This window comes from Mariniflexile maritimum (assembly GCF_009746565.1).
Classification (GTDB): Bacteria; Bacteroidota; Bacteroidia; order Flavobacteriales; family Flavobacteriaceae; genus Mariniflexile; species Mariniflexile maritimum.
The window spans coordinates 169,376-195,760 of sequence record NZ_WRPN01000006.1 but is presented as its reverse complement, the minus strand read 5'-3'; the positions used below and the strand labels follow the sequence as shown (position 1 = coordinate 195,760).

Genomic DNA, 26,385 nt, shown 5'->3' with positions numbered 1-26,385 from the left:
TCCATGCGTAAAAAATTGAAAAATAAATACTAAATTTAACCACAAATGAATCGATTTTGAGCGCTTACTTAGCTATGCTCACTTTCATCCGCTGCAAGTGGTTCACTTTGCCCGCCCTATCCAATTATTCCATATATTATCTCCATCCGTATATGCTACTTGAAGTTGTGATGAAACAAAATTCGGGTCATATACATCATTAGGTTCTCTTTCTCTTATGCAATACATTCTATCACTAGTACCATCATAAGCAAATCCTACATTATGAAAAACAACTGGAGTTACATTATTATCTCTAGATGTCAATCCATCAATAAAAATTTCCTGGCTAGTATTTAAAGTTGGACTAGAAAGGTTGGCTAAGTCAATATCTTTACTATAAACTTTTGCTCCTGACGAATCTCCTTGAGTATAAAATAGTAAAAACCGCCCTTGACCATTTACACTTGTTGCGCTTGGCTGACCCACACCCCAATAGGTTGTTCCAGCAAATGATATTAATGGATTCCCTCCCCATTTGACCCATGGCCCCTCTGGACTATCCGCTAAGGCAATTCCAATTTGATTATGATTATTGTCCAATTGATCTGTACCTAAATAAAACATAATCCAAGAGTATGTATGACCATTGTAAGCAAAAGAACCCTGTTTTATATCTGGGTCACAAACATGTTCGTCATCCCATCCAGAACCAGAAGGAGTTAGGGCAACTTGTTGTGATCCCCACACCCAATTAGATCCTGAAAGTGTAGCTTTTCTCCAATAAATATAATCTTCAATCTGTCCACTATTTGGGTTTTTACAATAGTAAATATATCTAACACTACTTGAAGTTTGTATATATGACGGGCAATAATTATAAAAACTTCCTGAGACATCATTAAACTCTTGATTTACTTGGGATTGACCGATTAAGCTATTAAATAGCAATAATAAAGTAGTTATAATTCTCATAATTTTTAGTTTTTAAAAGTTATAGTCATTGAAGACCGTTTAACTGATGGTTAATTAATAAGTTAGTTTAGTAATTTAAAGTTAGTTAGTAATTTAAGCTTTATGGTAAACTCTTAATTCCTTCAATGAATTATTAAAAAAACTAATCGTAAATCCAATAAAACAATGAATTTATTTTGTAATTACAGGCTCAATATACAAATAAAATTGAATAGAACAAACGTTTGTTCTATTTATTTTAAAAAAGATCAATTTCACAATAATAATTATAGTGCTGGTTTTTAGTCGAAAAGAAAAAATATATAAATAACGTGAGTTCGATATAAAAAAGGTGATGTTTTTATAAGAAAAAAGCAAAATGTTGTACCTATGTTGTACCCAAACAAAAAAAACCTCCCGAAAACGAGAGGCTTTTAACATTTTTTTAAAATGTTGTAAAGTACGGGCGGGGAGACTCGAACTCCCACACCTCGCGGCATTAGATCCTAAGTCTATTGAGATTTTGTACAATTATGATCTGTACTGAAATAAGGCAATCAGTTTTTTATACAAATAATAAAATTTCCTTTCAATACACTCTCGTTGCTTTATGCAGAGTGTATTGAAAGGAATTCTTTTTCAAGCCTTTAAAATTATTGGCTAAATGGCTTGAGTTTGTTCTTTCTTCGTTTCAAATCTAATTTGGAGGTTTTGTATATCCTCGCTTATCTTGGTCTCCACTACCTTTGCATAAATCTGTGTGGTTGTTAGCTTGGTATGTCCCAATAGTTTTGATACGGTTTCTATGGGTACACCATTGGAAAGCATTACGGTCGTTGCGAAGGTGTGCCTTGCTATATGGAAGGTCAGGTTCTTTTGTATTCTGCAAACATCGGCTATCTCCTTTAAATAGGAATTCAGTTTTTGATTGGAGATAGTTGGAAACAGCCTTTGTTTGTTTATTGCGTTTGGATATGTTTCATACTTTTTAATTATGTCCAGTGCTTTTGATAGTAAGGGTATCTTAACCGGTACACTGGTCTTTTCCCTTTGGGAATATATCCATTGTTTGCCATCTATCCCTTTACATATATTATCGGTTGTTAAGTTCATCACATCGCCATAGGACAGCCCTGTATAACAACTGAAAACAAACAGATCCTTTATCAATTGCAACCTTTGGATTGTAAACACTTTGTTTTCTATGCTTTGCAGTTCTTCCGAGGTCAAGAAACACCTCTCCTTTCTTTCATATTTTGCCTCAAACTTTATAAAGGGGTCTTTATCCAACCATTCCATTTTAAATGCCAGGCTTACCATTTTTCGTAACCGCTCAATATGTTTCATAACGGTATTGTTGCCCATCTTGTTCTGATGCCTTAAAAAGCGTTCAAAATCTATGATGAACTTATACCCCAGTTCTGATAGGTACATATCGGTCGTTTTGTGTTTTTCCTTTAGAAAGAGAAGGATATACTTATGTGTGGTATAATAGTTCTTTTGTGTGCCCCAACGCAGTGTGTCCTTCATGTGGATGTTATGGTATTCAATGATATCTGACAGTGAATGGCGGGTTTCTGTTTTCCCTAAAAAATGGGCTTTGATAATATCCGAGGTTACTAGACTGTTTCTGCTTTGCAGTTTTTGGTAACATTCGAACAGTCTTGCATAAACTTGCTCTAGGTAGGCATTGACAAGTTTGTTTGATTCACATGTGCCTTTCAGCCTGTTCTTAGTGGTGTCCCAATCTGAAATAAGGACTTTTCGCTTTAGGGACAGTTCTGAGCGTTTTCCGTTTACCGTGATTCTGGCATAAAGAGGGGCTTTCCTGTTCTTGGCACTTGCCAGTTTTAACCAAAACAGGACACTGAAGGTGTTTGAATGTGTCATAATCTTTCATTTTTAAATTAAACTTTAAAAACAAAAGTCAAATCAAATCATTCGGTTACCTTTTTTATGGGTTTCCACAGATGGTAACCGAATAGGTCACTTTTTTTACCAAAGTAAAGCAAATTAAATGTGACCCTTTAAATTGCAAAAACTTGATAATCATTCGATTACCAAGTTTTTGACACTATTTGATATACTAAAAAGTCGGGGTGGCAGGATTCGAACCTGCGACCTCCTGCTCCCAAAGCAGGCGCGATAACCGGGCTACGCTACACCCCGAAATACTCTCAATTTCATTGCGATTCAATATCTGCGACCTTCCCGCCAAGGACGGGACGCGATAACCGGGCTACGCTACACCCTGTATAAAAGTTCGTTAGAACTTAAAATTTTAATTTTCAAAATTTAACCAATTCCAGTTGCTTTTGAATCAAATAAATTTGGTTTTGTTAATGCGGAGAGACGGGGACTCGAACCCCGGCGACAGTTACCCGTCGACAGATTAGCAATCTGCTCCATTACCACTCTGGCACCTCTCCTTAATTTTTATGAACTTATGCAATAAATTTGCGGTTGCAAATGTAGTCTATACTTAACAAGAAAGCAACTATTTTATTTTGTTTTTTTTAATTTTTATTCGGGATACTCTATCCGTAAATGGTAAATGTTTGCCAACTTGTATTTTAACACTTTTTTTATCGATTGGATTTCTTTGAATGTAATGTTTGCATTTAAAAATTGACCTTCTTCTATCTGTTTGCTTATTATCGTTTCAACAAACGCATCGATTTTGGCTGATGTAGGGTCTTTTAAACTTTTTGAAGCGGCCTCAACGCTATCGCACATCATCAATATAGCGGTTTCTTTACTGAAAGGTTTGGGCCCTGGATAACTAAAGGCCGATTTATCTGTCTCGGAAAAATCGCTTTTTTCCTGCATATAAAAATAATACACGACACTGGTACCATGATGGGTTCTAATAAAATCAATGACCCTATCTGGAAGATTGTACTTTTTTGCTATTTCAATGCCATCAATAACATGGGCCGTAATTATTCGGGAACTTTCTTTCGATGAGAGTTCGTCGTGCGGGTTAATGCCCGTCGATTGATTTTCGGTAAAATATGTTGGGTTTTTCATCTTACCTATGTCGTGATATAAAGCACCTACGCGCACCAACATGGCATTTGCGCCTATTTCATGGGCAGACGCTTCGGCTAAATTGGCCACATTTAAGGAATGGTGAAACGTTCCTGGTGCCTTGTTGGAAAGCTCTTTAAGTAATTTGGAATTCGTATCTGAAAGTTCCAAAAGTGAGACATCAGAAACCAATCCGAAAATTTTTTCATAAACATAGATAAGAGGTTGCACAAATAAGGTTGCCAAACCACCCAAGATAAACCAAATAAACATTTCCCAACGTATGGTTTCCACACTTCCTTCATGTATCACAAAAAAAGCAAAATAGGCCACAATATACACCAAGGTTATCTGCCCTACCGAAATAAACAAATTTGCCCGTTTGTAAAGTTCAGAAACCGTTAATATGGTTACAATGCCGGCAAGTATTTGCAAAAACATGTATTCATAACTGTTTGGCACAATAAACCCTAACAGCAATACGGTAATTACATGTGCAAACAGGCCTAATCGCGCATCAAAAAATGCCTTGAATATTAGGGGCAAAATACAGATGGGCACCACGTAAACAAACTTCGAATCATAGTTAACAACCAATGTGGTTATAAATATCATCAATAAAACGTTAAAAAAGATGAAGGTTACCTTGGTATTGTTTTCATACACTTCTTTTCTATATTTCCTTAAAAAAAGAAACAACATCAACAATGCCAATGCCACCAATAAGGTGTAGGCAAACACGATCCAGTAATAACTGGATTTGCTCCACACCTGCGATTCAAATTCAAGTTGGAGCGATTTTAGTATTTGATAGTTGTTAACATCTACAACTTCCCCTTTCGCTATAATTAAAGTGCCTTTTTCAACACTGCCCCGGGCATAGGCAATTTTGTCCATGGCTTCTTGAAGCGCTTTTTCAGTAAACGATTTATTAAAGGTTAGGTTAGGCTGAATGATATCGAAAAACAACGAAAAAAAATCGGTTTTAAACCCAATGGAATTGGTTTTGGAAAGCACTGTTTCAATTACAGGTATAATGGCATCCTGTTTTATAATATCAGAAAAAAAACCGTCTTGCTTCTTCACGCGGTTATCCAATAGGGCAATGATCCGTTTTTCTGAAAAATCATGACTTTCATTGGAAATACCAAAGGCATACAAGGCTTCAATTATTTGCTGCCCGGTTTTGTACAGGTTGTTGCGTATGTTTTTAGGAATCGTATCCGAAAACACCGTTCTAAACTGTTGGGCATAAGCGTTTTCCACCTTGGGCTTAATGCTTGGGTCGATATCGAAATATAAAATGGAATTATCGGTAACCGTTTGTTTTTCGGCTGTTATCTCTGCATCCGATTTTAAGATGGCAAAGTTAAAAGGCGCCAATAAATTTTCAGATTGCCACGGTTTCCCTTTTTCAAAATCGTACTTGAATTTTCCGCTTTTCGGAAACATATATACAATCAAAAACGTTGCACCAATAAACAACAGCCCTTTATATATTAAGGAATGGTTTCTGTACAATTTATTAATAAAGTTATCCATTTATAAAGTTAATGAAGCCAAATGTAATAAAATTATAAGCGATTTCCATTTTTTATAATGATTGAATGGTTCAGGTTTCTGCCAAAAAATCATTATTTTCGCGGGTAATAAGTTTAATCGTTTTGTAATGAACAAAGAAGTCGTAATTGTTTCGGCCGTTAGAACGCCCATAGGAAGCTTTATGGGCACGCTTTCAACGGTTCCTGCACCAAAATTGGGCGCTGTGGCAATAAAAGGCGCCATAGATCGTATTAATTTAGACCCCGCTTTGGTTGATGAAGTGCTAATGGGCAATGTCGTTCAGGCAGGAACAGGTCAAGCTCCAGCCAGACAAGCGGCCATTTTTGCGGGTATTCCCAATACGGTACCCTGTACCACCGTAAATAAAGTATGCGCCTCTGGCATGAAAGCCGTTATGCAAGCGGCTCAAAGCATAGCGGTGGGCGATGCCACTATTGTTGTGGCCGGAGGCATGGAAAATATGAGCTTGATTCCTCATTACTTATATGCAAGAACCGGTACAAAATTTGGACCTGCCCCATTAATTGATGGGTTACAAAAAGATGGATTGGTGGATGCCTACGACCAAAACGCCATGGGAGTATGTGCCGATGCTTGTGCCAAGGAACACCATTTTTCTCGTGAAGCACAAGATGCCTTTGCAATACAATCGTACAAGCGTTCGGCGGCAGCCTGGGAAGCCGGTAAATTTGACAATGAAATTATTCCTGTTGAAGTGCCCCAACGTCGTGGTGAACCCCTTATCTTTAATAAAGATGAAGAATTTACCAACGTTTTTTTAGATAAAATTCCGCAATTAAAACCAGTCTTCTCTAAAGATGGCACCGTAACGGCCGCCAATGCTTCCACCATAAACGATGGCGCAGCGGCCCTGGTGTTGATGAGTAAGGAAAAAGCCCTTGAACTGGGTTTAAAACCTCTCGCTACCATAAAAAGTTATGCCGATGCCGCCCACGAACCGGAATGGTTTACCACAGCGCCCGCCAAGGCACTCCCTAAAGCTTTGCATAAAGCAGGAATAACCATTAAGGATGTCGATTTTTTTGAGTTTAACGAAGCCTTTTCGGTGGTTGGGCTGGCCAACATGAAACTCCTGGGGCTTAACGACAGCAACGTAAACGTAAATGGTGGCGCGGTTTCGCTAGGGCATCCCTTAGGCTGTTCGGGCGCAAGAATTATTGTTACGTTATTAAACGTATTGCAACAAAACAATGCCAAAATGGGCGCTGCAGCCATTTGCAATGGTGGTGGCGGTGCTTCTGCAATTGTTATTGAACGTTAATCTATATTATTTTTTTATTGTTATTATTTATTGGTTATGAAGCTTAAGAACGAACATTTCATCACATCTCTAGAAACATTTTCAAAATAAATGCATAAAATAATTAATAAAAATAGCCAATAAACAATCGTTTATGCACTACGGAATTTGTAATTTAAGCATTGTACCCCTTAGAAATGAACCTGCCGATACAAGCGAACTTGTGTCGCAAGTTTTGTATGGTGAAATTTTTAAGATTTTGGAACAACGTAAAAATTGGAGCAAGATTAGACTTTCTTTCGATCAATACGAAGGCTGGATAGACAGCAAACAATATATTGAAATTACCGAAGACACCTATCTGCAATTGGAAAACGGCCCCTTAAAACTATCGCTGGATTTGGTCGAGTTTATTGAAGATAATGAGGCCCAATTATATCCTATTTTATTGGGTTCAACATTAAACGGCCTTTCCATTTTAAACCACAGGTACGATGGCCACTTTACAACTTCCATAAATGCAAAAGAGAACATTGTATCTACGGCATTTCTATACTTAAATTCGCCTTACTTATGGGGCGGAAAAACACCTTTTGGAATTGATTGCTCGGGGTTTACACAAATGGCCTATAAATTAAATGGCCATAAGCTACTGCGCGATGCCTCACAGCAAGCTACACAAGGGGAAGCCTTGAGTTTCATTGAAGAAAGCGAACCCGGAGATTTGGCGTTTTTTGATAATAATGAAGGGGTGATTACCCATGTTGGCATTATAATGAAAGACAACTACATCATTCATGCCCACGGAAAAGTGCGCATTGACCGCCTGGACCATTCGGGTATATTTAATGTGGACAAAAAAATGCATACCCATAAATTACGGGTAATCAAAAAAATAATTTAAGCAAAAAAAAACAGCCGCAAATTACGGCTGTCTTCCTATATAAAATAACTTTTTTAGTTTCCTGCTTCTAGAGCTTCCACTTTGGCTTTCATTTCGTTATGTTTTGCCGTTTCACCAATAATGCTATAAATATTCATTAAGGTTTTGGCGGCACTTATGTTTTTGGAATCAATTTCGAGTGCCTTTGTTAAATAAGGAATGGCACTTTTATAGAGTTCCTGGCGTTGAACCCTTAATTCATCGTACCTTAAATCGTCTTTTTTGGAAGTCCCCAAACCGTTCATTTCCTTGATGATGGATTCCTCTTTTGATAAAATTAAGGCAGAAAGGTTGATATAGGCATTAATGTACTTGGGATCCAATTCAATAGCTTTCTGATAATAGGCCCGTGCTTCCTCTGGATGCCCGGATTCTCCAGAAATAACACCTAAATTATATTGCAATTCTGGGTTGTTGGGGTCCATTTGGGTTGCTTTTTCCAATAAATTTTTAAACTCCTCTGTTTTGCCCATTTTATAATAAATATTTGCTTCGGACAATAGCAGGTTTATATCATCTGGACTTTCGGCACGTGCCGCTTTCATGGCCTCTAGTGCTTCATCATCTTTTCCCTGGCTTACATAAATTAACGCTATGTTTTTAACAATTTCAGGTTTTTTTGATTCGGTTATGCGCTCTCCCGGTTTAATATGGCTTTTAGCTTTCACGTATAGATCGCGTGTGCTTTTATCCAAAACTTCTTCTTCATTCGTTTCTTTGTTGATGGCGAAGTATTGTTTTTCAATGCCAGTATAACCTAAATCTTTAAGTTCCTCATAAATAGATAAGGCTCTGTCGTACTCCTGAACATTTACAGCGGTAGCGGCTGCATAATAAAGAAACACGGTATCTTTTGTGCTTAGGCGATAGGCTTTTTCAAAATATTTTGAAGCAGAGGAATAATCTTTGTTTTCATAAAATTTATTGCCTTTTGTTAAAATACCATTCACCATGGTTTGCTTTAATTGGGCAATCTCGGTGCCGTAGCCGCTGGTTACTTTTTTCAAATCTTCCAAGGCAGTTTCAATATCGTTAATAGAAGCGGCGCCACCGGCATATAATGCTTGTGCATGCAAATAATGATATTGATCTTTAAGTTTATCATCCATAGATGACATCATGGTTTCGGCTTGCTTCAAAGCTGTTTTTGCTTCGGCATAATTGTTCCCTTTTAAAGCTTTCTCAGCCTCTTTTAATTCCTTCTTCTGCGCGAATGAAAACGCACTCAGTGAAATGGCTACAGCTATGATAATCTGTTTTTTCATTTTTTGTAATATTTAATTTGTACTATTTATTTAAAGTTCTGTGTTATTTTCATCACTAGTATCAAGAGTTGTGCCAGCATCCAACCCATCGCTATTTTCAATACTTTCTGAAGCATCCATTTCATCTTCATCATGCATTACCTTGGCAACGGCCGCTATGGAGTCGTTGTTTTTAAGGTTAATGAGTTTTACGCCTTGGGTCGCTCTTCCCATAACCCTTAAATCCTTAACTTCCAACCTAATGGCGATGCCCGATTTGTTGATGATCATTAAGTCATCGGTATCGGTTACACTTTTTATGGCCACTAAATTTCCTGTTTTTTCGGTAATTGAAATGGTTTTAACGCCTTTTCCGCCACGGTTGGTAATTCTGTAAACCGGTTCGCCGTCTTCGGGGTCGTCAATGTACGAACGTTTTCCGTAGCCATTTTCAGAAACTACCAGTACCGATTCCTCTTGCGGGTTTTCAATGGTAACCATGCCAATAACTTCATCGTTTTTATTGGCAAGGGTGATGCCCCTTACGCCCGAAGCGCTTCTACCCATTGGGCGGGTTTTTGCTTCTTCAAAACGAACCGCTTTACCCGATTTTAGCGCCAACATCACTTGGCTTTCCCCTGTGGTTAAGCGCGCTTCCAACAACATATCGTCTTCTTTAATGGTAATGGCGTTGATACCGTTGGTCCTGGGGCGCGAATATTGCTCCAGCAAGGTTTTTTTAACCTGACCTTGTTTGGTTGCCATAATGACATAATGACTGTTTATATAATCCTCATCCTTAAGGTCTTGGGTGCATATAAACGCTTTTACAGCATCATCCTGTTCAATATTGATTAAGTTTTGAATGGCGCGCCCCTTAGAGGTTTTACTGCCTTCGGGAATTTCGTAAACGCGCATCCAGAAACATTTTCCTTTTTGGGTGAAAAACAACATGTATTGATGGTTGGTACCAACGAATAAATGTTCCAGAAAATCCTCGTTTCGGGTGGTGGAGGCTTTTTGCCCTACACCGCCCCTGTTTTGGGTTTTGTATTCGGACAGGGAAGTGCGTTTGATGTATCCCGCATGTGAAATGGTGATGACCACTTTCTCATCGGCAATCATATCCTCAATGCTTAAATCGCCTCCTGCATATTCGATGGTTGAACGACGCTCGTCGCCATATTTCTCCCTCACTTCAACCAGTTCGTTCTTGATGATTTCCATACGACGCTCTTTTTTCTCCAAGATGTCTTTTAGGTCGATGATGAGCTTCATAATATCTTCATACTCTGAACGCAATTTATCTTGCTCTAAACCAGTAAGTTGACGCAAACGCATCTCTACAATGGCCTTGGCCTGAATTTCAGAAAGTTCAAAACGCTTTATTAAGTTTTCCCGCGCTTCATCGGCATTTGAGGATGCTCGGATAATGGCTATAACCTCATCAATATTATCAGAGGCAATAATCAAGCCTTCTAAAATATGGGCGCGTTCTTCCGCTTTGCGCAACTCGAAGGTCGTGCGCCTTACCACTACGTCATGGCGGTGTTCAACAAAATAATGAATAAGTTCCTTTAGGTTCAGCAACTGCGGACGCCCATTGACCAACGCAATATTATTTACGCTGAACGACGATTGTAAGGCCGTATATTTGTATAATTTGTTAAGTACGATATTGGGTATGGCATCGCGTTTTAGCACGTAAACGATGCGCATGCCGTTTCTGTCCGATTCATCGCGAATGGTAGCAATGCCCTCCAGTTTTTTCTCGTTTACCAAATCGGCCGTTTTTTTGATCATTTCCGCCTTATTGATCTGGTAAGGAATTTCGGTTACGATGATACATTCGCGCCCTTGCACTTCCTCAATATTGGCTTTACCACGTATGACGATACGACCGCGACCCGTATGGAACGCCTCCTTAACGCCATCGTATCCGTAAATGGTACCGCCCGTTGGAAAATCGGGGGCTTTTACGTGTTTTATCAATTCATCAATTTCAATACCGTTGTTTTCAATATAGGCAATGGTGCCGTTTACAACCTCGGTTAAATTGTGCGGTGGCATGTTGGTTGCCATTCCCACGGCAATACCCGATGCACCATTAACCAAAAGCCCCGGAATACGCGTTGGTAACACGGTGGGCTCTTGCAGGGTATCATCAAAATTCAGTTTGTGGTCCACAGTTTCCTTGTCGATATCTGCCAGCATATCCTCAGAAATCTTGCGCATACGTGCTTCGGTATAACGCATTGCCGCAGGACTATCGCCATCAATCGAGCCAAAGTTACCTTGGCCATCTATCAACATATAACGCAAACTCCACTCTTGTGCCATACGCACCATGGCATCGTAAACCGATGTATCACCGTGTGGGTGGTATTTACCTAAAACCTCTCCCACGATTCTTGCCGATTTTTTGTGCGCTCCAGTAGCCCTAACCCCTAATTCGTGCATACCAAACAGTACGCGTCTGTGTACGGGCTTCAAACCATCTCTTACATCTGGTAGGGCACGTGACACAATGACCGACATTGAGTAGTCAATGTAAGCCGTTTTCATCTCATCTTCAATATTAATAGGGATCAATTTTTCTCCTTCTGCCATAAATATTTTAATTAAGTTTTTATGTGTTTTTCAAAACATGCTAATATACGCATTTCAATAGTCATGGTAAGTGTTTTCAAGCTGTTTTTTCGTGTTTTTTATTAACAATTAACGCTGCTTTTTTCGTTGATAAATAAGCCTTAAAAAACTTTGATTTTATAAAGTTTTTTTTGTCAATTAGCAACTTTCATAAGTGATTTTTAATTTTTTTTTAAAAGTTATATGGTATCGCCCCATTTCATTGGTGTTTTTCTCAAAAAAAATTCTTGTAAATGGCGATTTCACACATTTTAGGGTATAGTTTTTGCCGTTAGTAAAATGTTTTAGTATTTTTAATGCAGAAAGGAAACAAATTATGGATGATAATTTTTCACCAAGAGTAAAAGACGTTATAGCTTACAGCAAAGAAGAAGCCCTGCGCTTAGGCCACGATTTTATTGGAACGGAACACTTAATGCTTGGGCTTTTACGCGATGGCGATGGTAAGGCCATAACCATTTTGAACGCGTTGGACGTTGATTTAAACCACCTACGGCGCAAAGTGGAAATATTAAGTCCGGCAAACCCCAATACGGCCGTGGCATCGAACCAGAAAAAAAACCTGCACTTAACAAGGCAGGCAGAGCGCGCGCTAAAAACAACCTTTTTAGAGGCTAAACTTTTTCAAAGCACATCAATAAATACAGCGCACCTGTTGCTCTGTATTTTAAGAAACGAGAACGACCCCACTACAAAACTTTTAAACAAGTTGAAAGTTGACTACGATAATGTTAAAGAACAATTCAAATTTATGATAACTAACGATAGTGACTATAGAGAACCCAAAGCCGAATCGTTTCAAGATGACGACTCGCATATTGAGGATGAAGGCTCCAAAGATATTTTCAACACGCCCGCAGGTAAAACCAATAAAAAATCCAAAACACCCGTATTGGACAATTTTGGGCGCGATTTAACGGCCTTGGCCGAAGAGGGCAAACTCGACCCCGTAGTTGGAAGGGAGAAAGAAATTGAACGCGTATCGCAAATTTTAAGCAGAAGAAAGAAAAACAACCCGCTTTTAATTGGCGAACCCGGTGTGGGCAAATCGGCCATAGCCGAAGGGTTGGCACTGCGCATCATCAAACGGAAAGTTTCCAGGATCTTGTTCAACAAGCGCGTTGTAACCTTAGATTTGGCCAGTTTAGTAGCGGGCACCAAATACCGCGGCCAATTTGAAGAGCGCATGAAGGCCGTAATGAACGAGCTTGAGAAAAACGACGACGTTATCCTGTTTATCGACGAAATTCACACCATAGTTGGTGCAGGAGGTGCTACGGGAAGTTTAGATGCCTCCAACATGTTCAAACCTGCGCTGGCACGTGGTGAAATTCAATGCATTGGCGCCACAACCTTGGATGAATACAGGCAATATATTGAAAAAGATGGTGCTTTGGAACGCCGTTTCCAAAAAGTAATTGTAGAACCTACCACTGTTGAAGAAACCATTGAAATCCTAAACAACATCAAGGCCAAATACGAAGAGCACCATAATGTTGATTACACCCCCGAAGCCATTGAAGCCTGCGTGAAATTAACAAGCAGGTACATGACCGAGCGTTTTCTGCCCGATAAGGCCATTGATGCCTTGGATGAAGCCGGATCGCGCGTACACATAACCAACATTGAAGTGCCCAAACAAATCATTGAGCTTGAAAAAGAACTTGAAATTGTTAAGGAAACCAAAAACTCGGTCGTTAAAAAACAAAAATACGAAGAAGCCGCAAAACTTAGGGACGACGAAAAACGCATTGAGAAAGAATTAGCCATTGCCCAAGAAAAATGGGAACAAGACACCAAACAACACCGAGAAATTGTTACCGAAGATAATGTTGCCGATGTGGTTTCGATGATGACAGGCATTCCCGTAAACCGGATTGCACAAACCGAAATCAACAAATTGGCCGAATTGCCAAAACTCATTAAAGGCAAGGTTATTGGCCAAGACGAAGCGGTAGCCAAGGTTGTAAAGGCCATTCAGCGCAACCGTGCAGGCCTAAAAGACCCAAACAAGCCCATTGGCTCGTTTATATTTTTAGGTCAAACCGGGGTGGGCAAAACGCAATTGGCGAAAGTACTTTCCAAAGAATTGTTTGACAGCGAGGATTCGCTTGTTAGGATAGACATGAGCGAATACATGGAAAAATTTGCCATTTCCAGATTGGTTGGCGCACCTCCAGGCTATGTAGGCTATGAAGAAGGCGGCCAACTAACCGAAAAAATACGTCGGAAACCATACGCTGTTATTCTTTTGGATGAAATTGAAAAAGCGCACCCCGATGTATTCAACATGCTCTTGCAGGTACTTGATGATGGCTATTTAACCGATAGTTTGGGACGGAAAATTGATTTTAGAAACACCATCATCATCATGACCTCCAATATTGGTGCCCGAAAATTGAAGGATTTTGGAACCGGTATCGGCTTTGGTACGGCCTCGCAAAAATCGCAAGAAGATGCCAACGCAAAAAGCGTTATTGAAAACGCCCTAAAAAAATCGTTTGCACCAGAGTTTTTAAATAGAATTGACGATGTAGTGATGTTCAATGCCCTTGAAAAAGAAGACATTGACAAGATTATTGACATTGAACTAAACAAACTGCTGTTAAGAATAAAAGATTTAGGCTATATTTTAAAATTGAGCGACAAAGCCAAGGATTATATTGCCGAAAAAGGGTTCGATAAACAATACGGCGCACGCCCCTTAAAACGGGCCATTCAAAAATATGTTGAAGATGCTTTAGCGGAAGAGATTATTACGTCGCATGTTGAAGAAGGCGACGAAATAAGCATCGATTTGGATGAAAAAACCCAAGAACTGAACATCAGCATTAAAAAAGCCGAAAAGCCCACCGAATCGTAGCAGGCCCCTTTTTTTTAAGGACTTTACGAAAACCGGGATGGGACTGTTTGCAAAAACGCTATTACGAACGCAGTAAAACAAACTGTTGATTAAGAACGAAGCAACCTGTAAGTTGGTGTTACGCAACTAACAGGTTGCTTTTTTATGAAAAAATGTGGAATACCACCCCGGTCTTCTACCACCTCTCGGGAGGAGGGCAATTAGAGCGTGCCGTTAAATGCCTTTTGCAACAGGCTGTTAAACAACAACTCGCTTTTTTGTAGGGCGTCTTGGGCTTGTTGTTTTTGTTGTTCTATAACCTGTACACGCTCTGCAAATTGGGTTTGGAGGTGGATTGGGGGATAAATAAATTCTAAACTTTCAAGAGGTTTTTGAGTAATTTTTGGTTGCCCCGAAAAATCTGCAAATCTATTTAAATTATATTTTTTAAAAGCTTCAAAACAAAAAATAAGATTCATGCTTTGTTTAAATGTTTTAATGTAAATGGCATTATCTGTAACCCATATTTTCCCATTTGTAATATGAACGCTACCACAATAAGCACCAACTCTACCAATTATAATTGTAGCATAATCAACCAACCAATCCTTAGAATAGCCAGTAATCCCATTACCACCATAAGTAGGAAACCTAAAACTATCATTTAAGTTCTTAGTTGGATTATATCTACCACTTGAATATTTGAATAAATCTTTTCCTAAATAAACATCCCACCCCATCGGGTTCGTAACAGGGTCACCGAACATATCCAAAAAGAGGCTTTGGGTTAGGGCGTCGTATTTGGCGATAAGTTGTTGGTTTAGTTGGCGCAGGGTGTCGGCTTCATCTAAAATGGCGGCGATGCGCTTTTGGGTTTCTAGGTTGGGGAGGGGGATTTCTAAGTTTTCTAAAGAAGCTCTAGATATATGGGGTATAGTTGCTCCAGTACAATTTTCTCGCAAATAATTAAACTTTGATTGCAAGAACCTTCCACAGTAATTTGGGTGAATAATTTCAACTTTTTTTGGTGTTAATTTGGCTAAAGTACTACCTAAAACACCTTCTAAATTATATCCTATTGTACCAGCATTTGCACCATCCCAAGCAATTAAAATATCATTTTTATCACACAACACATTCTTTGGGTCTATTTCTGCATATTTCCAATTAAAATCATTTCTTAAGTCTTCAATTTGAATATACCGCTCACCAAAATTAGATTCTTTCGCTTTTTTACCCTTTTTAATATTAAAAATATCCTTTACTACCATTACCAAATCATCTTTCCCCAATTAAACTAATTCCATACCTTCTTAATTAACAGATTGCTTCGTGCCTCGCAATGACGGTGTGGCTACTCGCAATGACGTCATTACGAGGGAGGCACGACCGAAGTAATCTGTTTCATGTTAGTTCTTTTTCATAAGATTGCATCGTGCCTCGCAATGACGGTGTGGCTCCTCGCAATGAAGTTGTCGTTCTTGCCATGACTGTTTTTTTCAACTTTTTTTGGCTTCTTTGGGCACGCGAAACAACAAAATAATGCCTATCAAAAAAAACGCGAACAAAAACAGGATGGCATGCCGCATGGTTTTCATTTGATCGACCACCGCAAAAATGGACATTCCAATAACAATCCCTATTTTTTCGGCCACGTCATAAAAGCTAAAGTACGACGTGGTATCATCGGTTTTTGGCAAAAATTTGGAATAGGTCGATCGTGCCAATGCCTGTATGCCGCCCATAACCAACCCCACCATAAACGCCGCAACGTAAAATTGCATGGGCGTAACCATAAAATAAGCATAAAAACACAGGGCCATCCATATCGCATTAATAACGATAAGGGTATTGATATTACCAAATTTTCCCGAAGCACGCGAGGTTGTTTCGGCGCCAAAAATAGCCACCAACTGTATCAATAACACGCTCACTATCAGGCCTGTGGTTTTTTCACTTTCACTGGCCCATAAAATTTCCTTTTCCCCAAAATACACGGCCATCAGCATAATGGTTTGTACGGCCATACTAAATACAAAAAAGGCATACAAATAGCGTTTCAGCCTTAAATTGCCTTTTAGTTGCTTCCAAACCAATTGCAGTTCCCTAAAACCGTTCAAAACAACCGACCTTGTAACCTTATGGCCTGAAGAAACCCCTTTTGGCAACACATAAAACGTATATTGGCTAAATAAGGCCCACCAAACACCAACCGTTATAAACGACACTTTCATGGCCTTTATGGATGCGGCATTTTTTTCGGCTTCGGTAATGCCTATATCAAAGCCAAACCAGTTGGGTTTCATAACCATGGCAAGGTTTAAGAGCAATAAAATAACACTTCCTATATATCCAAATGAAAACCCTTTGGCGCTTACCTTATCTTGCTGTTCAGGAAAGGCAATGTCGGGCAAATACGAATTATAAAACACCAAACTGCCCCAAAAACCAATTAAGCCCATAAAATAAAACGTGATACTGGCGTAAATATGTTCTAAACTGAAAAAATAAAGACCAATGCACCCAACACTGCCAACATAACAAAAGAATTTCATGAAACTTTTTTTGTTGCCCACATAATCGGCAATACCAGACAGAATGGGCGATGTAAAGGCAACCACCAAAAACGTGAATGCGGTAACTATGGAAATTAAAACCGTGGGCTTCATTTGAAAACCAAATGCCGAAATCAATTCATCCGCGCTTGAAAACAAAGTAGCGTAAAAAAGCGGAAATATGGAAGATGCAATGGTTAGGGCATAAACCGAATTGGCCCAATCATAAAATGCCCAAGCGTTCAATAATTTTTTACTGCCCTTTTCAGGTTGGTCCATGGTAATTAATTAGGTTTAAAAACTTATTATTCAAAAAAAACCGTCAAGTTTCAATCTTCATTTGAAAAATTGAAAACCATTGAAATAAAATGAGTATTTCAATAAAAAAGCCACTCCTTTTTAAGAGCGGCTTCAAAGTAAACAAATATTTTTATTATAATTTATTAAATGATTATTTAAATGAGGTTACACCAAATTTTTCGGCTTCGGCCTTCGCTTTAGGTGCCAAGGCTGTTAAATTTGCTATGCGCGATTCGTTTGAAGGGTGCGTGCTTAACAACTCTGGTGGTGCTTGACCGTTGGCTAGGGCGCTCATACGTTTCCAAAGTTCGGCGGCTTCGGCGGGGTTGTAGCCTGCTATGGCCATTAAATAGAGCCCAATTTGATCGGCTTCGGTTTCATGGCTTCTACTAAAGGGTAGCATTACGCCCACTTGCGAACCAACGCCGTAATATTGATTGAAGGCATTTCTGGATTGCTCGTCTTTAATAACAACATTTCCGGCAATGGCCACACCTTGTTGCACATAAGCGGCGCTCATACGCTGTTGCCCGTGGTTGGCCAATGCGTGTGCCACTTCATGCCCCATAATAGCGGCCAAACCTGTTTCGCCTTTAGCAATTGGCAAAATACCCGTGTAAACAACTATTTTTCCACCGGGCATGCACCAGGCATTAACGGTTTTATCGTCCACCAAATTATATTCCCATTTATAGTCGTTTAAATAACCTGCGTAACCATTTGCAGTTAACCAACGTTCTGCGGCAACGGCAATTTTTTGGCCAACTCTTGTAACCATAGCGGCATCGGCGGTTCCCTTTACCACTTTGTTCTCACTTAAAAATTGGTCATATTGTGCAAAAGCCGTTGGAAACAGTTGTGAATTTGGCACTAAAGCCATTGTTTTTTTTCCTGTGAAAGGGTTTACGGCACACGACACAATGAATGCGGCACTCCCTAACATAACGAATATGTTTTTTAGTTTCATGGTATTGGTTTTAATTATTAATAAATGTACAAAATTTGCTGTTTCCTTTTAAGACACGCCTGCAAATAATTGGTCACTTCCATTTTTTATATCACAATCAAGGTGTTATGTTTTAACATATCATACGACAAATTTAGTAATTCGGACTTTCAAATAAGAAAACAAATGAAAAGATTATTGACTTTATGCATTACCTTATTTCTTTTTTACTGTAATGGGCATGCCCAAAAAGACTCCAAAGCAAGTTTCGAGGTTACAAAAACCGATAAGGAATGGAAAGCACAACTTTCTGAAACCGCTTACTACGTGATGCGAAAAGGGGGAACGGAACGCGCCTTTTCCAGTGAATTGAATAAAAATTATAAAAAAGGTACCTACGTTTGTGCGGGTTGCGACACCCCTTTGTTTAAAAGTGACCATAAATTCGATTCGGGTACCGGTTGGCCCAGTTTTGATAGAGAAATAAAAGGAAACGTTGCGTTTTCCAATGGCTCGCTGTTATACGGCATTGAAGAACACTGTGCCACCTGTGGCGGGCATTTAGGACATAAATTTAATGACGGCCCAAAAAACACCACGGGCATTAGGCATTGTATTAACGGTGTGGCACTTAAATTTATTCCTGCCGAATAAATTTTAAAGTATATTTGGTTTTTTTAATTTCAATAACATTATGGAACATTATTTAACAAGTGCCATCAAACAGTTTGAATATTATAAAAGCTTGGGCGACAAAACGTTTGATAGGCTTACTTTTGAAGCATTGCAATGGCAAAGCAGTGAGGCTTCCAACTCGATTTCAATCATTGCAAAGCATCTTGTAGGCAACATGTTAAGCCGATGGACCAATTTTTTAACCGAAGACGGCGAAAAAACCTGGCGCCAACGCGATGCGGAGTTTGAGGACAGTTACACATCCAAAGAAGATTTAATAGCCGCATGGGAAAGCGGTTGGCTATGCTTGTTCAAAGCTTTAAAATCATTAGAGGCTCCTGATTTAGAACGGATTGTGTATATTAGAAACGAAGGCCATACGGTTACAGAGGCCATTAACAGGCAACTGTGCCATTATGCGTACCATATTGGGCAAATTGTGTTTTTGGGAAAACTTTTGAAGGGAAACGACTGGGAATCGCTATCCATTCCGAAAGGAAAATCGACCTCCTACAACCATGCCAAATTTGAAAAAGAAAAAGACATTCGCCACTTCACGGATGGTGTTTAGCTGAAATTGGAACCCTATTTAACAATGAAAATTAACTAAAAAACGGTTAGCTCCAATCAAGGAAGTTATTCGTTAGTCGTTGTTCGTCAATCATTCCGCTTCTTTCAAACGCCGCTTAAACGGCCTAATTATCAAGCGTGCTTCCCTGTCAAAACGCACATAATTATACACCCAATTTACAAAAACCACCATCCTATTTCTAAATCCTATTAAGAAAAAAAGGTGAACAAACATCCAAACGTACCAAGCAAAAACACCTTGAAATTTGAATTTGGGCAAATCAACTACCGCTTTGTTTCTTCCAATAGTTGCCATGGCACCTTTATCCTTATATTCAAAAGGCTTCATGGGTTTCTTTTCAATTAAACGCACCATGTTGTCGCCCAACTGTTTTCCTTGTTGAATGGCAGGTTGTGCCATCATGGGCAAACCGTTAGGAAACTCATTGGTAACCATGCAGGCTATGTCTCCAACAGCAAAAATATTCGCAAATCCTTTAACTTGGTTAAATTCATCAACTAAAAGCCGTTCGCCCTTCGTTATATATCCACTAGCATCCAAACCTTTTATGGTAGCGCCTTTTACACCTGCTGCCCAAATTAGGGTAGCAGTTTCAAAGGTTAAATCGGTGTTAGTCGTTACTGTTTTCCCATCGTAACCTGTTACCCTGAGGTTTTTCCAAATATTAACACCTAATTTTTCTAAAAAATCTTCAGCTTTTTCAGAAGCTTTCTCACTCATGCCATTTAAAATACAATCACCCGATTGAATGATGTGTATTTGTGCCAAACGTGTATCCAAATCGGGGTAATCTTTAGGAAGAATGCCTTTTTTTATTTCTGCCAGTGCACCCGCCAACTCAACTCCTGTTGGACCACCGCCTACGATCACAAAATTCATAAGGGCATTACGTTCATGCAAATCGGAAGTTAGTAACGCATCCTCAAAATTTTCAAGAATTAAGCTTCTTAAATTAAGCGATTGTGGTATGGTTTTCATGGCCATACTATTTTTTTCAATTTCAGCATTTCCAAAATAGTTGGTTTTAGAACCCGATGCCACCACTAAATAGTCAAATTTAAGTTCGCCAATATTGGTAATCACCTTATTTTCAGCAGCAACTATTTCTTCAACATGTGCCAATCTGAAATGAAAATTAGGAAAATCCTTAAGTACTTTACGAATGGGATACGCAATTGAATCAGGCTCTAAACCGCCTGTTGATACTTGATACAACAAAGGCTGAAACGTATGATAGTTATGTTTATCCAATAACACAACCTGCACTTCTTGTTTTGATAATTTTTTTGCCAACGCTATGCCAGCAAAACCGCCACCAATAATTACAATGCGCGGAAAACTTGTTTTTGGTATGTTCATAAACTAATGCTTGAAAGCAAAGGTAACAAAAGATATAAATTTATAGATTTCTAAATTCATTATTAAAAATAGGTTTCGTAAATTCGTAGCCTGAAATTAACGATTAAAAAAATCTCATGAGTAAATACGATATTATTGTTCTTGGAAGTGGGCCCGGAGGCTATGTTACGGCTATTAGAGCATCGCAATTAGGCTTTAAAACGGCCGTTGTTGAAAAAGAAAATCTTGGTGGCGTTTGTTTAAATTGGGGCTGTATTCCCACAAAAGCACTATTGAAATCTGCCCAAGTTTTTGAATATCTTAAACATGCCGGAGATTATGGTTTAACCGTTAATGGCTATGATAAGGATTTTAGTGCGGTTGTAAAACGTAGCCGAGGTGTGGCCGATGGCATGAGCAAAGGCGTTCAATTTTTAATGAAGAAAAACAAAATTGATGTTATTGAAGGCTACGGCACGCTAAAACCAGGCAAAAAGGTTGAAGTTGATGGAAAAGAATACAGTGCCGACCATATCATTATCGCCACTGGAGCACGTTCGCGCGAGTTGCCTAGTTTGCCACAAGACGGCAAAAAAGTTATTGGCTACAGGGAAGCCATGAGCTTACCAAGCCAACCCAAAAAAATGATTGTAGTGGGTTCTGGCGCTATTGGCGTAGAATTTGCATATTTCTATAATGCTATGGGAACCGAGGTTACCATTGTAGAGTTTTTACCAAATGTGGTGCCTGTTGAAGATGAAGATGTATCAAAACAACTTGAAAAATCATTCAAAAAAAGCGGTATCAACATTATGACTTCTGCCGAAGTAACCAAAGTTGATACTTCGGGCGAAGGCGTGAAAGCAACCGTTAAAACCAAAGATGGCGAACAAGTTTTGGAAGCCGACATTATATTAAGTGCCGTTGGCATTAAAACAAACATTGAAAACATAGGACTGGAAGATGTAGGCATTGTAGTTGACCGCGATAAAATTCTGGTAAACAGTTTTTACCAAACCAACATACCCGGTTATTACGCTATTGGCGATGTTACACCTGGTCAAGCGTTAGCGCACGTCGCTTCTGCAGAAGGCATTTTGTGTGTTGAAAAAATTGCAGGATTGCATGTGGAAGCCTTGGATTATGGAAACATACCGGGTTGTACCTACGCCAGTCCAGAAATTGCCAGTGTTGGTTTAACCGAAAAACAAGCCAGAGAGAAAGGGTTTGATATTAAAGTTGGAAAATTCCCGTTTTCAGCATCTGGAAAGGCAAGTGCCGGCGGTAACAAAGAAGGTTTTGTAAAAGTTATTTTTGATGCCAAATATGGTGAATGGTTAGGTTGCCACATGATAGGTGCTGGCGTAACCGATATGATTGCCGAAGCTGTTTTAGGCAGAAAACTTGAAACCACCGGACACGAAGTATTAAAAACCGTGCACCCACACCCTACCATGAGTGAAGCGGTAATGGAAGCGGTGGCCGATGCTTATGGCGAAGTAATTCACTTATAGACTTCATAGATTATTAGATATAGAAAAGGTTTCAGAAATTCTGAAACCTTTTTTTATTAAATACAGGTTTAAAATTCTAAGATTCTAAAAACCTAAGATACCTTATAAAAAACTTTGGATAGCCAACTCATAACTTTGCATCCCAAAACCAAGAATGACCCCTTTAGCATGCACCGAAATATAAGACTGGTGCCTAAAGGCCTCACGACCAAAGGTGTTGGAAATATGCACCTCAACCACGGGCGTTTCAATGCCTTTTACTGCATCGCCAATTCCAATGGACGTATGTGTGTATGCGCCTGCATTAAGTATGATACCATCGCAGTTAAAGCCCACTTCGTGCAATTTGTCAATAATAATGCCTTCAACATTCGATTGGAAATAGTCTATTTGAACCAATGGAAACTTGCTTTTAAGTTGCTCTAAAAAGTCGGTAAACGATAAACTGCCGTAAATATGGGGTTCGCGCTTTCCCAACAAGTTTAAATTAGGCCCGTTAATGATGATTAGTTTTTTCATATTTCAAAAGTATAAAAAAAAGACATAAAAAAAACCGAAGGGATGAACTTCGGTTTTTTAGGGACACATACTTAATCATAATTGAAAAACCACACCTAAATTAAATGCCGACGTGGCATTGAATACGCTAAAATCTGCATTGAATAAATCAATAAAACCATTATATCCTTGATACTGGATATATAATTGTGTAGCATCGGCAATATCAAATTTATAACCTATACCTGCGCCCAAACCTGCATCAAAAGAACTTTCTATTGCATCTTTAATATCAATTTCCCCTCCAGGTGTATCGCCTTTAGCACTTGCCAAAAACCCCACGGTAGGACCAAAATTTAAGAACCAGTTTCTGTTGGAACCAAAATGCCAATTGGCGTGTAAAGGAATTGCTATATAGTTCAACTTATCAATATAATCTTGACCCGATGACGTTATTTTAGTCCCTTTTGAATCATAAACCAAACCGGAACGAAGACTCCATCGGTCGTTAAAATAATACTCTGCTATAACGCCAACATTAAAAGCGGTTCTAACTTTATTATTCAGGTTTTCTGAACTTGTATAGTTGGACAAATTTAAACCCAATTGTGGGGCTAATGTAAAATCGCCCGATTTATTTTGAGCGCTCAACGCTGTAATTGCCAAAAAGCAAACGACAACAAATAAAGGTTTTTTCATAAATAGTTTTAATTATTTGATTATTAATAGTGAACTCATTTATTAAACACTCCCAAAAGCAACCAAAATCATTAAAAAGTTTGCTTCAATAAATTAGTTACTTTTACAGGATGAAATGGGAACAAGCACTAAAAGATTATCAATTATACCTAAGGATTGAACGTGGTTTATCGCAAAACTCCATAGCTAATTATGCGTTTGACATAAAAAAACTAATGGCGTATTTAGAAGCACATGCTATCAAAGAATCGCCCCTTACCATTTCAACCGAAACCATTCAGCAATTTATTTACGAAACCGCCAAGGTGGTAAACACCCGTTCGCAATCGCGTTTAATATCGGGCTTGCGCAGTTTTTTCGGTTATTTGGTTTTTGAAGATTACATTGCCTCCAATCCTTTAGATTTGATTGAATCGCCAAAAATAGGGCGCAAACTTCCCGACACGCTTTCTGAAAAAGAAATAGACGCTTTAATACAAGCCATCGACTTAAGTAAGCCCGAAGGTGAACGCAACCGTGCCATGCTAGAAACTTTATATGGCTGCGGGTTGCGTGTTAGTGAATTGATCCATTTAAAACTTTCCGATCTGTTTTTTGATGAAGGCTTTATTAAGGTTACGGGAAAAGGCGACAAACAGCGTTTTGTGCCTATTGTAGCCATAACCCAAAAATACATTAACATATACCGAAATGAGGTTCGTTGCCATATTAAAACTTCCCATGGGTTTGAGGATACGCTATTTTTAAACAGACGGGGCAAACAGCTTACGCGAGCCATGGTGTTTACCATTATTAAACAACTTGCCACCAAAATTGGACTTAAAAAAAGTATTTCGCCGCATACGTTCAGACATTCTTTTGCCACGCATCTCTTGCAAAATAATGCCGATTTACGTTCCATACAACTTATGCTGGGTCACGAGAGCATTACCACCACCGAAATTTACGTGCATTTAGACAAAGGACATTTAACCGAGGTTGTTGAAAAATACCATCCGAGGCGGTAAATGGGTGTTGAGTTGTTGTGTTGTTGAGTTGTTGAGTTGTTGAGTTGTTGAGTTGTTGAGTTGTTGAGTTGTTAGCAAAATTAAAAAATCCATCTTAACTCTTGACTCTTGACTTTTGACTTTTGACTTTTGACAAAACAAAAAAATCCGGCATAAAGCTGGATTTTAATTAATTTATTGTGGGATTCCTGCTTTCGCTGGAATTTTATTTTGCAATGTTAACAGCTCGGGTTTCCCTAATTACAGTAACCTTTACCTGCCCCGGATAGGTCATATCGGTTTGTATTTTTTGTGAAATGCTGAATGATAAATCGGCCGCCTTTTGGTCGTCCACCTTTTCGCTTTCCACAATCACCCTTAACTCACGGCCTGCTTGAATAGCGTAGGCCTTTTTAACACCGTTAAACCCGAAAGCAATATCTTCCAAATCTTTTAAGCGTTGGATATAGCTATCCAAAACCTGACGACGTGCACCAGGACGCGCACCTGAAATAGCATCGCATACCTGAACAATGGGTGCCAACAGCGATTTCATTTCAATTTCGTCGTGATGCGCTCCTATGGCGTTAACCACTTCATCCTTTTCCCCATATTTTTCAGCCCATTGCATACCAAGTATGGCGTGTGGGGTTTCCATATCGGTTTCAGCATCGGGCACTTTACCAATATCGTGCAATAAACCAGCGCGTTTGGCTAGTTTTGGATTTAAACCTAATTCAGCAGCCATCACACCACAAAGTTTTGCCACTTCGCGCGAGTGTTGCAATAAATTTTGTCCGTAAGACGACCGGTATTTCATCCTACCTACCATTTTGATAAGCTCTGGATGCAGGTTGTGAATGCCCAAATCGATAACGGTACGTTTACCAACCTCTATTATTTCCTGTTCAATTTGTTTGGTTGTTTTTTCAACAACTTCTTCAATGCGAGCTGGATGGATTCTGCCATCGGTTACCAATTTATGCAACGATAAACGGGCAATTTCGCGTCTAACCGAATCAAAACACGATAAAATAATGGCCTCTGGGGTATCATCAACAATTATTTCTACACCAGTAGCGGCTTCAATGGCACGAATGTTTCTTCCTTCACGACCAATGATGCGACCTTTTACATCATCCGATTCTATGTTGAAAACAGATACGCAATTATCAACTGCTTCTTCGGTTCCAATGCGTTGGATGGTATTGATGATGATTTTTTTGGCATCCTGTTCGGCCGTTAATTTAGCCTCTTCCATAGCACTTTGGATAAAAGCCATGGCATCATTTTTAGCTTCGCCCTTTAATGACTCTACCAGTTGCTCCTTGGCGTCTTCGGCCGAAAGGCTAGAAATAATTTCTAGTTGTTGTACTTGGTTTTTATGGAGTTTATCGATCTCTTCTTGCTTTTTTTCCAGCACTTCCAATCGGTGGTCATAATCCTTTTCCTTTTCTTCTAGGCTATCGTTTAGTTTTTTGCTTTTGGCCAATTCATTTGATAGCTGCGACTCCTTATCGCGGATGCGCTTTTCAACCTCCGCCATTTTTTTGTCACGGGCCAGTATTACTTTTTCGTGTTCCGATTTAAGCTCAATAAACTTTTCCTTGGCTTGAAGTATTTTATCTTTTTTTATTGATTCACCTTCGCTATTAGCCTCTTTCAGAATGAGCGTTGCACTTTTTTTAGCTTCCTTTACCAGTTTGGAAGCGTTGTTTTTTTCCAGAACCTTGGCAATGATAAAGCCTATGACAAGTCCTAGCACTATGCCCACGGCTATTAATATAAATTTATCCATTCGTGTAATTAGTTAATTT

General features: G+C 39.1%; 19 protein-coding genes and 2 tRNA genes. 7 read left to right on the top strand and 14 right to left on the bottom strand.

Features of this window, described 5'->3' with window-relative positions:
- Positions 1-102: 102 nt before the first annotated feature.
- From GQO80_RS10115 to GQO80_RS10095, 5 genes are all read right to left on the bottom strand, one after another.
- Positions 103-954 (bottom strand): glycoside hydrolase family protein, encoded by an 852-nt coding sequence (locus GQO80_RS10115; protein WP_157208233.1) that lies wholly within the window; start codon positions 952-954, stop codon positions 103-105.
- A gap of 639 nt (positions 955-1,593) precedes the next feature.
- A complete protein-coding gene (locus tag GQO80_RS10110; protein ID WP_157208232.1) occupies positions 1,594-2,823 on the bottom strand; it encodes a site-specific integrase in 1,230 nt (409 codons plus the stop codon).
- Between the two features lie 204 nt (positions 2,824-3,027).
- Positions 3,028-3,102 (bottom strand) — tRNA-Pro (locus GQO80_RS10105).
- Between the two features lie 176 nt (positions 3,103-3,278).
- A tRNA-Ser gene (locus GQO80_RS10100) sits at positions 3,279-3,362 on the bottom strand.
- 94 nt (positions 3,363-3,456) lie between these two features.
- Complete coding sequence (locus GQO80_RS10095) at positions 3,457-5,505, bottom strand: HD family phosphohydrolase (protein ID WP_157208231.1); 2,049 nt, start codon at positions 5,503-5,505, stop codon at positions 3,457-3,459.
- Between the two features lie 127 nt (positions 5,506-5,632).
- On the opposite strand from GQO80_RS10095, the gene GQO80_RS10090 reads away from it, so the two are divergent.
- Positions 5,633-6,808, top strand: a complete 1,176-nt coding sequence (locus GQO80_RS10090) for an acetyl-CoA C-acyltransferase (protein ID WP_157208230.1) — start codon at positions 5,633-5,635, stop codon at positions 6,806-6,808.
- Positions 6,809-6,941: 133 nt separating this feature from the next.
- Entirely contained in the window at positions 6,942-7,691 is a 750-nt protein-coding gene (locus GQO80_RS10085) for a C40 family peptidase (protein ID WP_157208229.1), read from the top strand.
- Between the two features lie 53 nt (positions 7,692-7,744).
- Here the strand turns inward: GQO80_RS10085 and GQO80_RS10080 are convergent, their stop codons facing one another.
- Positions 7,745-8,995 carry a tetratricopeptide repeat protein gene (locus tag GQO80_RS10080; protein WP_157208228.1) on the bottom strand — a complete coding sequence of 417 codons (1,251 nt, stop codon included), beginning with the start codon at positions 8,993-8,995 and terminating at the stop codon, positions 7,745-7,747.
- Positions 8,996-9,025: 30 nt separating this feature from the next.
- Positions 9,026-11,584, bottom strand: coding sequence for a DNA gyrase subunit A (gene gyrA / locus GQO80_RS10075; RefSeq protein ID WP_157208227.1), 2,559 nt, complete (start codon positions 11,582-11,584; stop codon positions 9,026-9,028).
- A 355-nt stretch (positions 11,585-11,939) separates the two neighbouring features.
- On the opposite strand from gyrA, the gene GQO80_RS10070 reads away from it, so the two are divergent.
- The gene (locus GQO80_RS10070; protein WP_157208226.1) at positions 11,940-14,486 is read left to right on the top strand and encodes an ATP-dependent Clp protease ATP-binding subunit; all 2,547 of its coding nucleotides are present in this window, start codon (positions 11,940-11,942) and stop codon (positions 14,484-14,486) included.
- Between the two features lie 200 nt (positions 14,487-14,686).
- On the opposite strand, the gene GQO80_RS10065 is transcribed toward GQO80_RS10070, so the two are convergent.
- The 3 genes from GQO80_RS10065 to GQO80_RS10055 all read right to left on the bottom strand — a co-directional run bounded on the left by GQO80_RS10065 (position 14,687) and on the right by GQO80_RS10055 (position 18,287).
- Positions 14,687-15,736, bottom strand: a complete 1,050-nt coding sequence (locus GQO80_RS10065) for a restriction endonuclease subunit S (RefSeq protein WP_232333153.1) — start codon at positions 15,734-15,736, stop codon at positions 14,687-14,689.
- 228 nt (positions 15,737-15,964) lie between these two features.
- Positions 15,965-17,299 carry an MFS transporter gene (locus GQO80_RS10060; protein ID WP_157208224.1) on the bottom strand — a complete coding sequence of 445 codons (1,335 nt, stop codon included), beginning with the start codon at positions 17,297-17,299 and terminating at the stop codon, positions 15,965-15,967.
- A 172-nt stretch (positions 17,300-17,471) separates the two neighbouring features.
- Positions 17,472-18,287, bottom strand: a complete 816-nt coding sequence (locus GQO80_RS10055) for a M48 family metallopeptidase (protein ID WP_157208223.1) — start codon at positions 18,285-18,287, stop codon at positions 17,472-17,474.
- Positions 18,288-18,452: 165 nt separating this feature from the next.
- Here GQO80_RS10055 and msrB point away from each other — a divergent pair, with 165 nt between their 5' ends.
- Complete coding sequence (msrB, locus tag GQO80_RS10050; RefSeq protein WP_157208222.1) at positions 18,453-18,920, top strand: peptide-methionine (R)-S-oxide reductase MsrB; 468 nt, start codon at positions 18,453-18,455, stop codon at positions 18,918-18,920.
- Between the two features lie 40 nt (positions 18,921-18,960).
- On the top strand, positions 18,961-19,512 hold the full coding sequence (locus GQO80_RS10045; RefSeq protein ID WP_157208221.1) for a DUF1572 family protein: 552 nt from the start codon (positions 18,961-18,963) through the stop codon (positions 19,510-19,512).
- 90 nt (positions 19,513-19,602) lie between these two features.
- On the opposite strand, the gene GQO80_RS10040 is transcribed toward GQO80_RS10045, so the two are convergent.
- Positions 19,603-20,892, bottom strand: a complete 1,290-nt coding sequence (locus GQO80_RS10040; protein ID WP_157208220.1) for an NAD(P)/FAD-dependent oxidoreductase — start codon at positions 20,890-20,892, stop codon at positions 19,603-19,605.
- Between the two features lie 116 nt (positions 20,893-21,008).
- Between GQO80_RS10040 and lpdA the strand changes: the two genes are divergently transcribed.
- The gene (gene lpdA, locus GQO80_RS10035; RefSeq protein ID WP_157208219.1) at positions 21,009-22,385 is read left to right on the top strand and encodes a dihydrolipoyl dehydrogenase; all 1,377 of its coding nucleotides are present in this window, start codon (positions 21,009-21,011) and stop codon (positions 22,383-22,385) included.
- A gap of 102 nt (positions 22,386-22,487) precedes the next feature.
- Here the strand turns inward: lpdA and GQO80_RS10030 are convergent, their stop codons facing one another.
- Together GQO80_RS10030 and GQO80_RS10025 are read right to left on the bottom strand one after the other, a co-directional pair.
- Complete coding sequence (locus GQO80_RS10030) at positions 22,488-22,904, bottom strand: type II 3-dehydroquinate dehydratase (RefSeq protein ID WP_157208218.1); 417 nt, start codon at positions 22,902-22,904, stop codon at positions 22,488-22,490.
- Positions 22,905-22,979: 75 nt separating this feature from the next.
- On the bottom strand, positions 22,980-23,582 hold the full coding sequence (locus GQO80_RS10025) for a porin family protein (RefSeq protein ID WP_157208217.1): 603 nt from the start codon (positions 23,580-23,582) through the stop codon (positions 22,980-22,982).
- 110 nt (positions 23,583-23,692) lie between these two features.
- Between GQO80_RS10025 and GQO80_RS10020 the strand changes: the two genes are divergently transcribed.
- On the top strand, positions 23,693-24,589 hold the full coding sequence (locus GQO80_RS10020; protein ID WP_157208216.1) for a site-specific tyrosine recombinase: 897 nt from the start codon (positions 23,693-23,695) through the stop codon (positions 24,587-24,589).
- Between the two features lie 205 nt (positions 24,590-24,794).
- Here the strand turns inward: GQO80_RS10020 and rny are convergent, their stop codons facing one another.
- Positions 24,795-26,366 carry a ribonuclease Y gene (gene rny / locus GQO80_RS10015; protein WP_157208215.1) on the bottom strand — a complete coding sequence of 524 codons (1,572 nt, stop codon included), beginning with the start codon at positions 26,364-26,366 and terminating at the stop codon, positions 24,795-24,797.
- Positions 26,367-26,385: the final 19 nt, after the last annotated feature.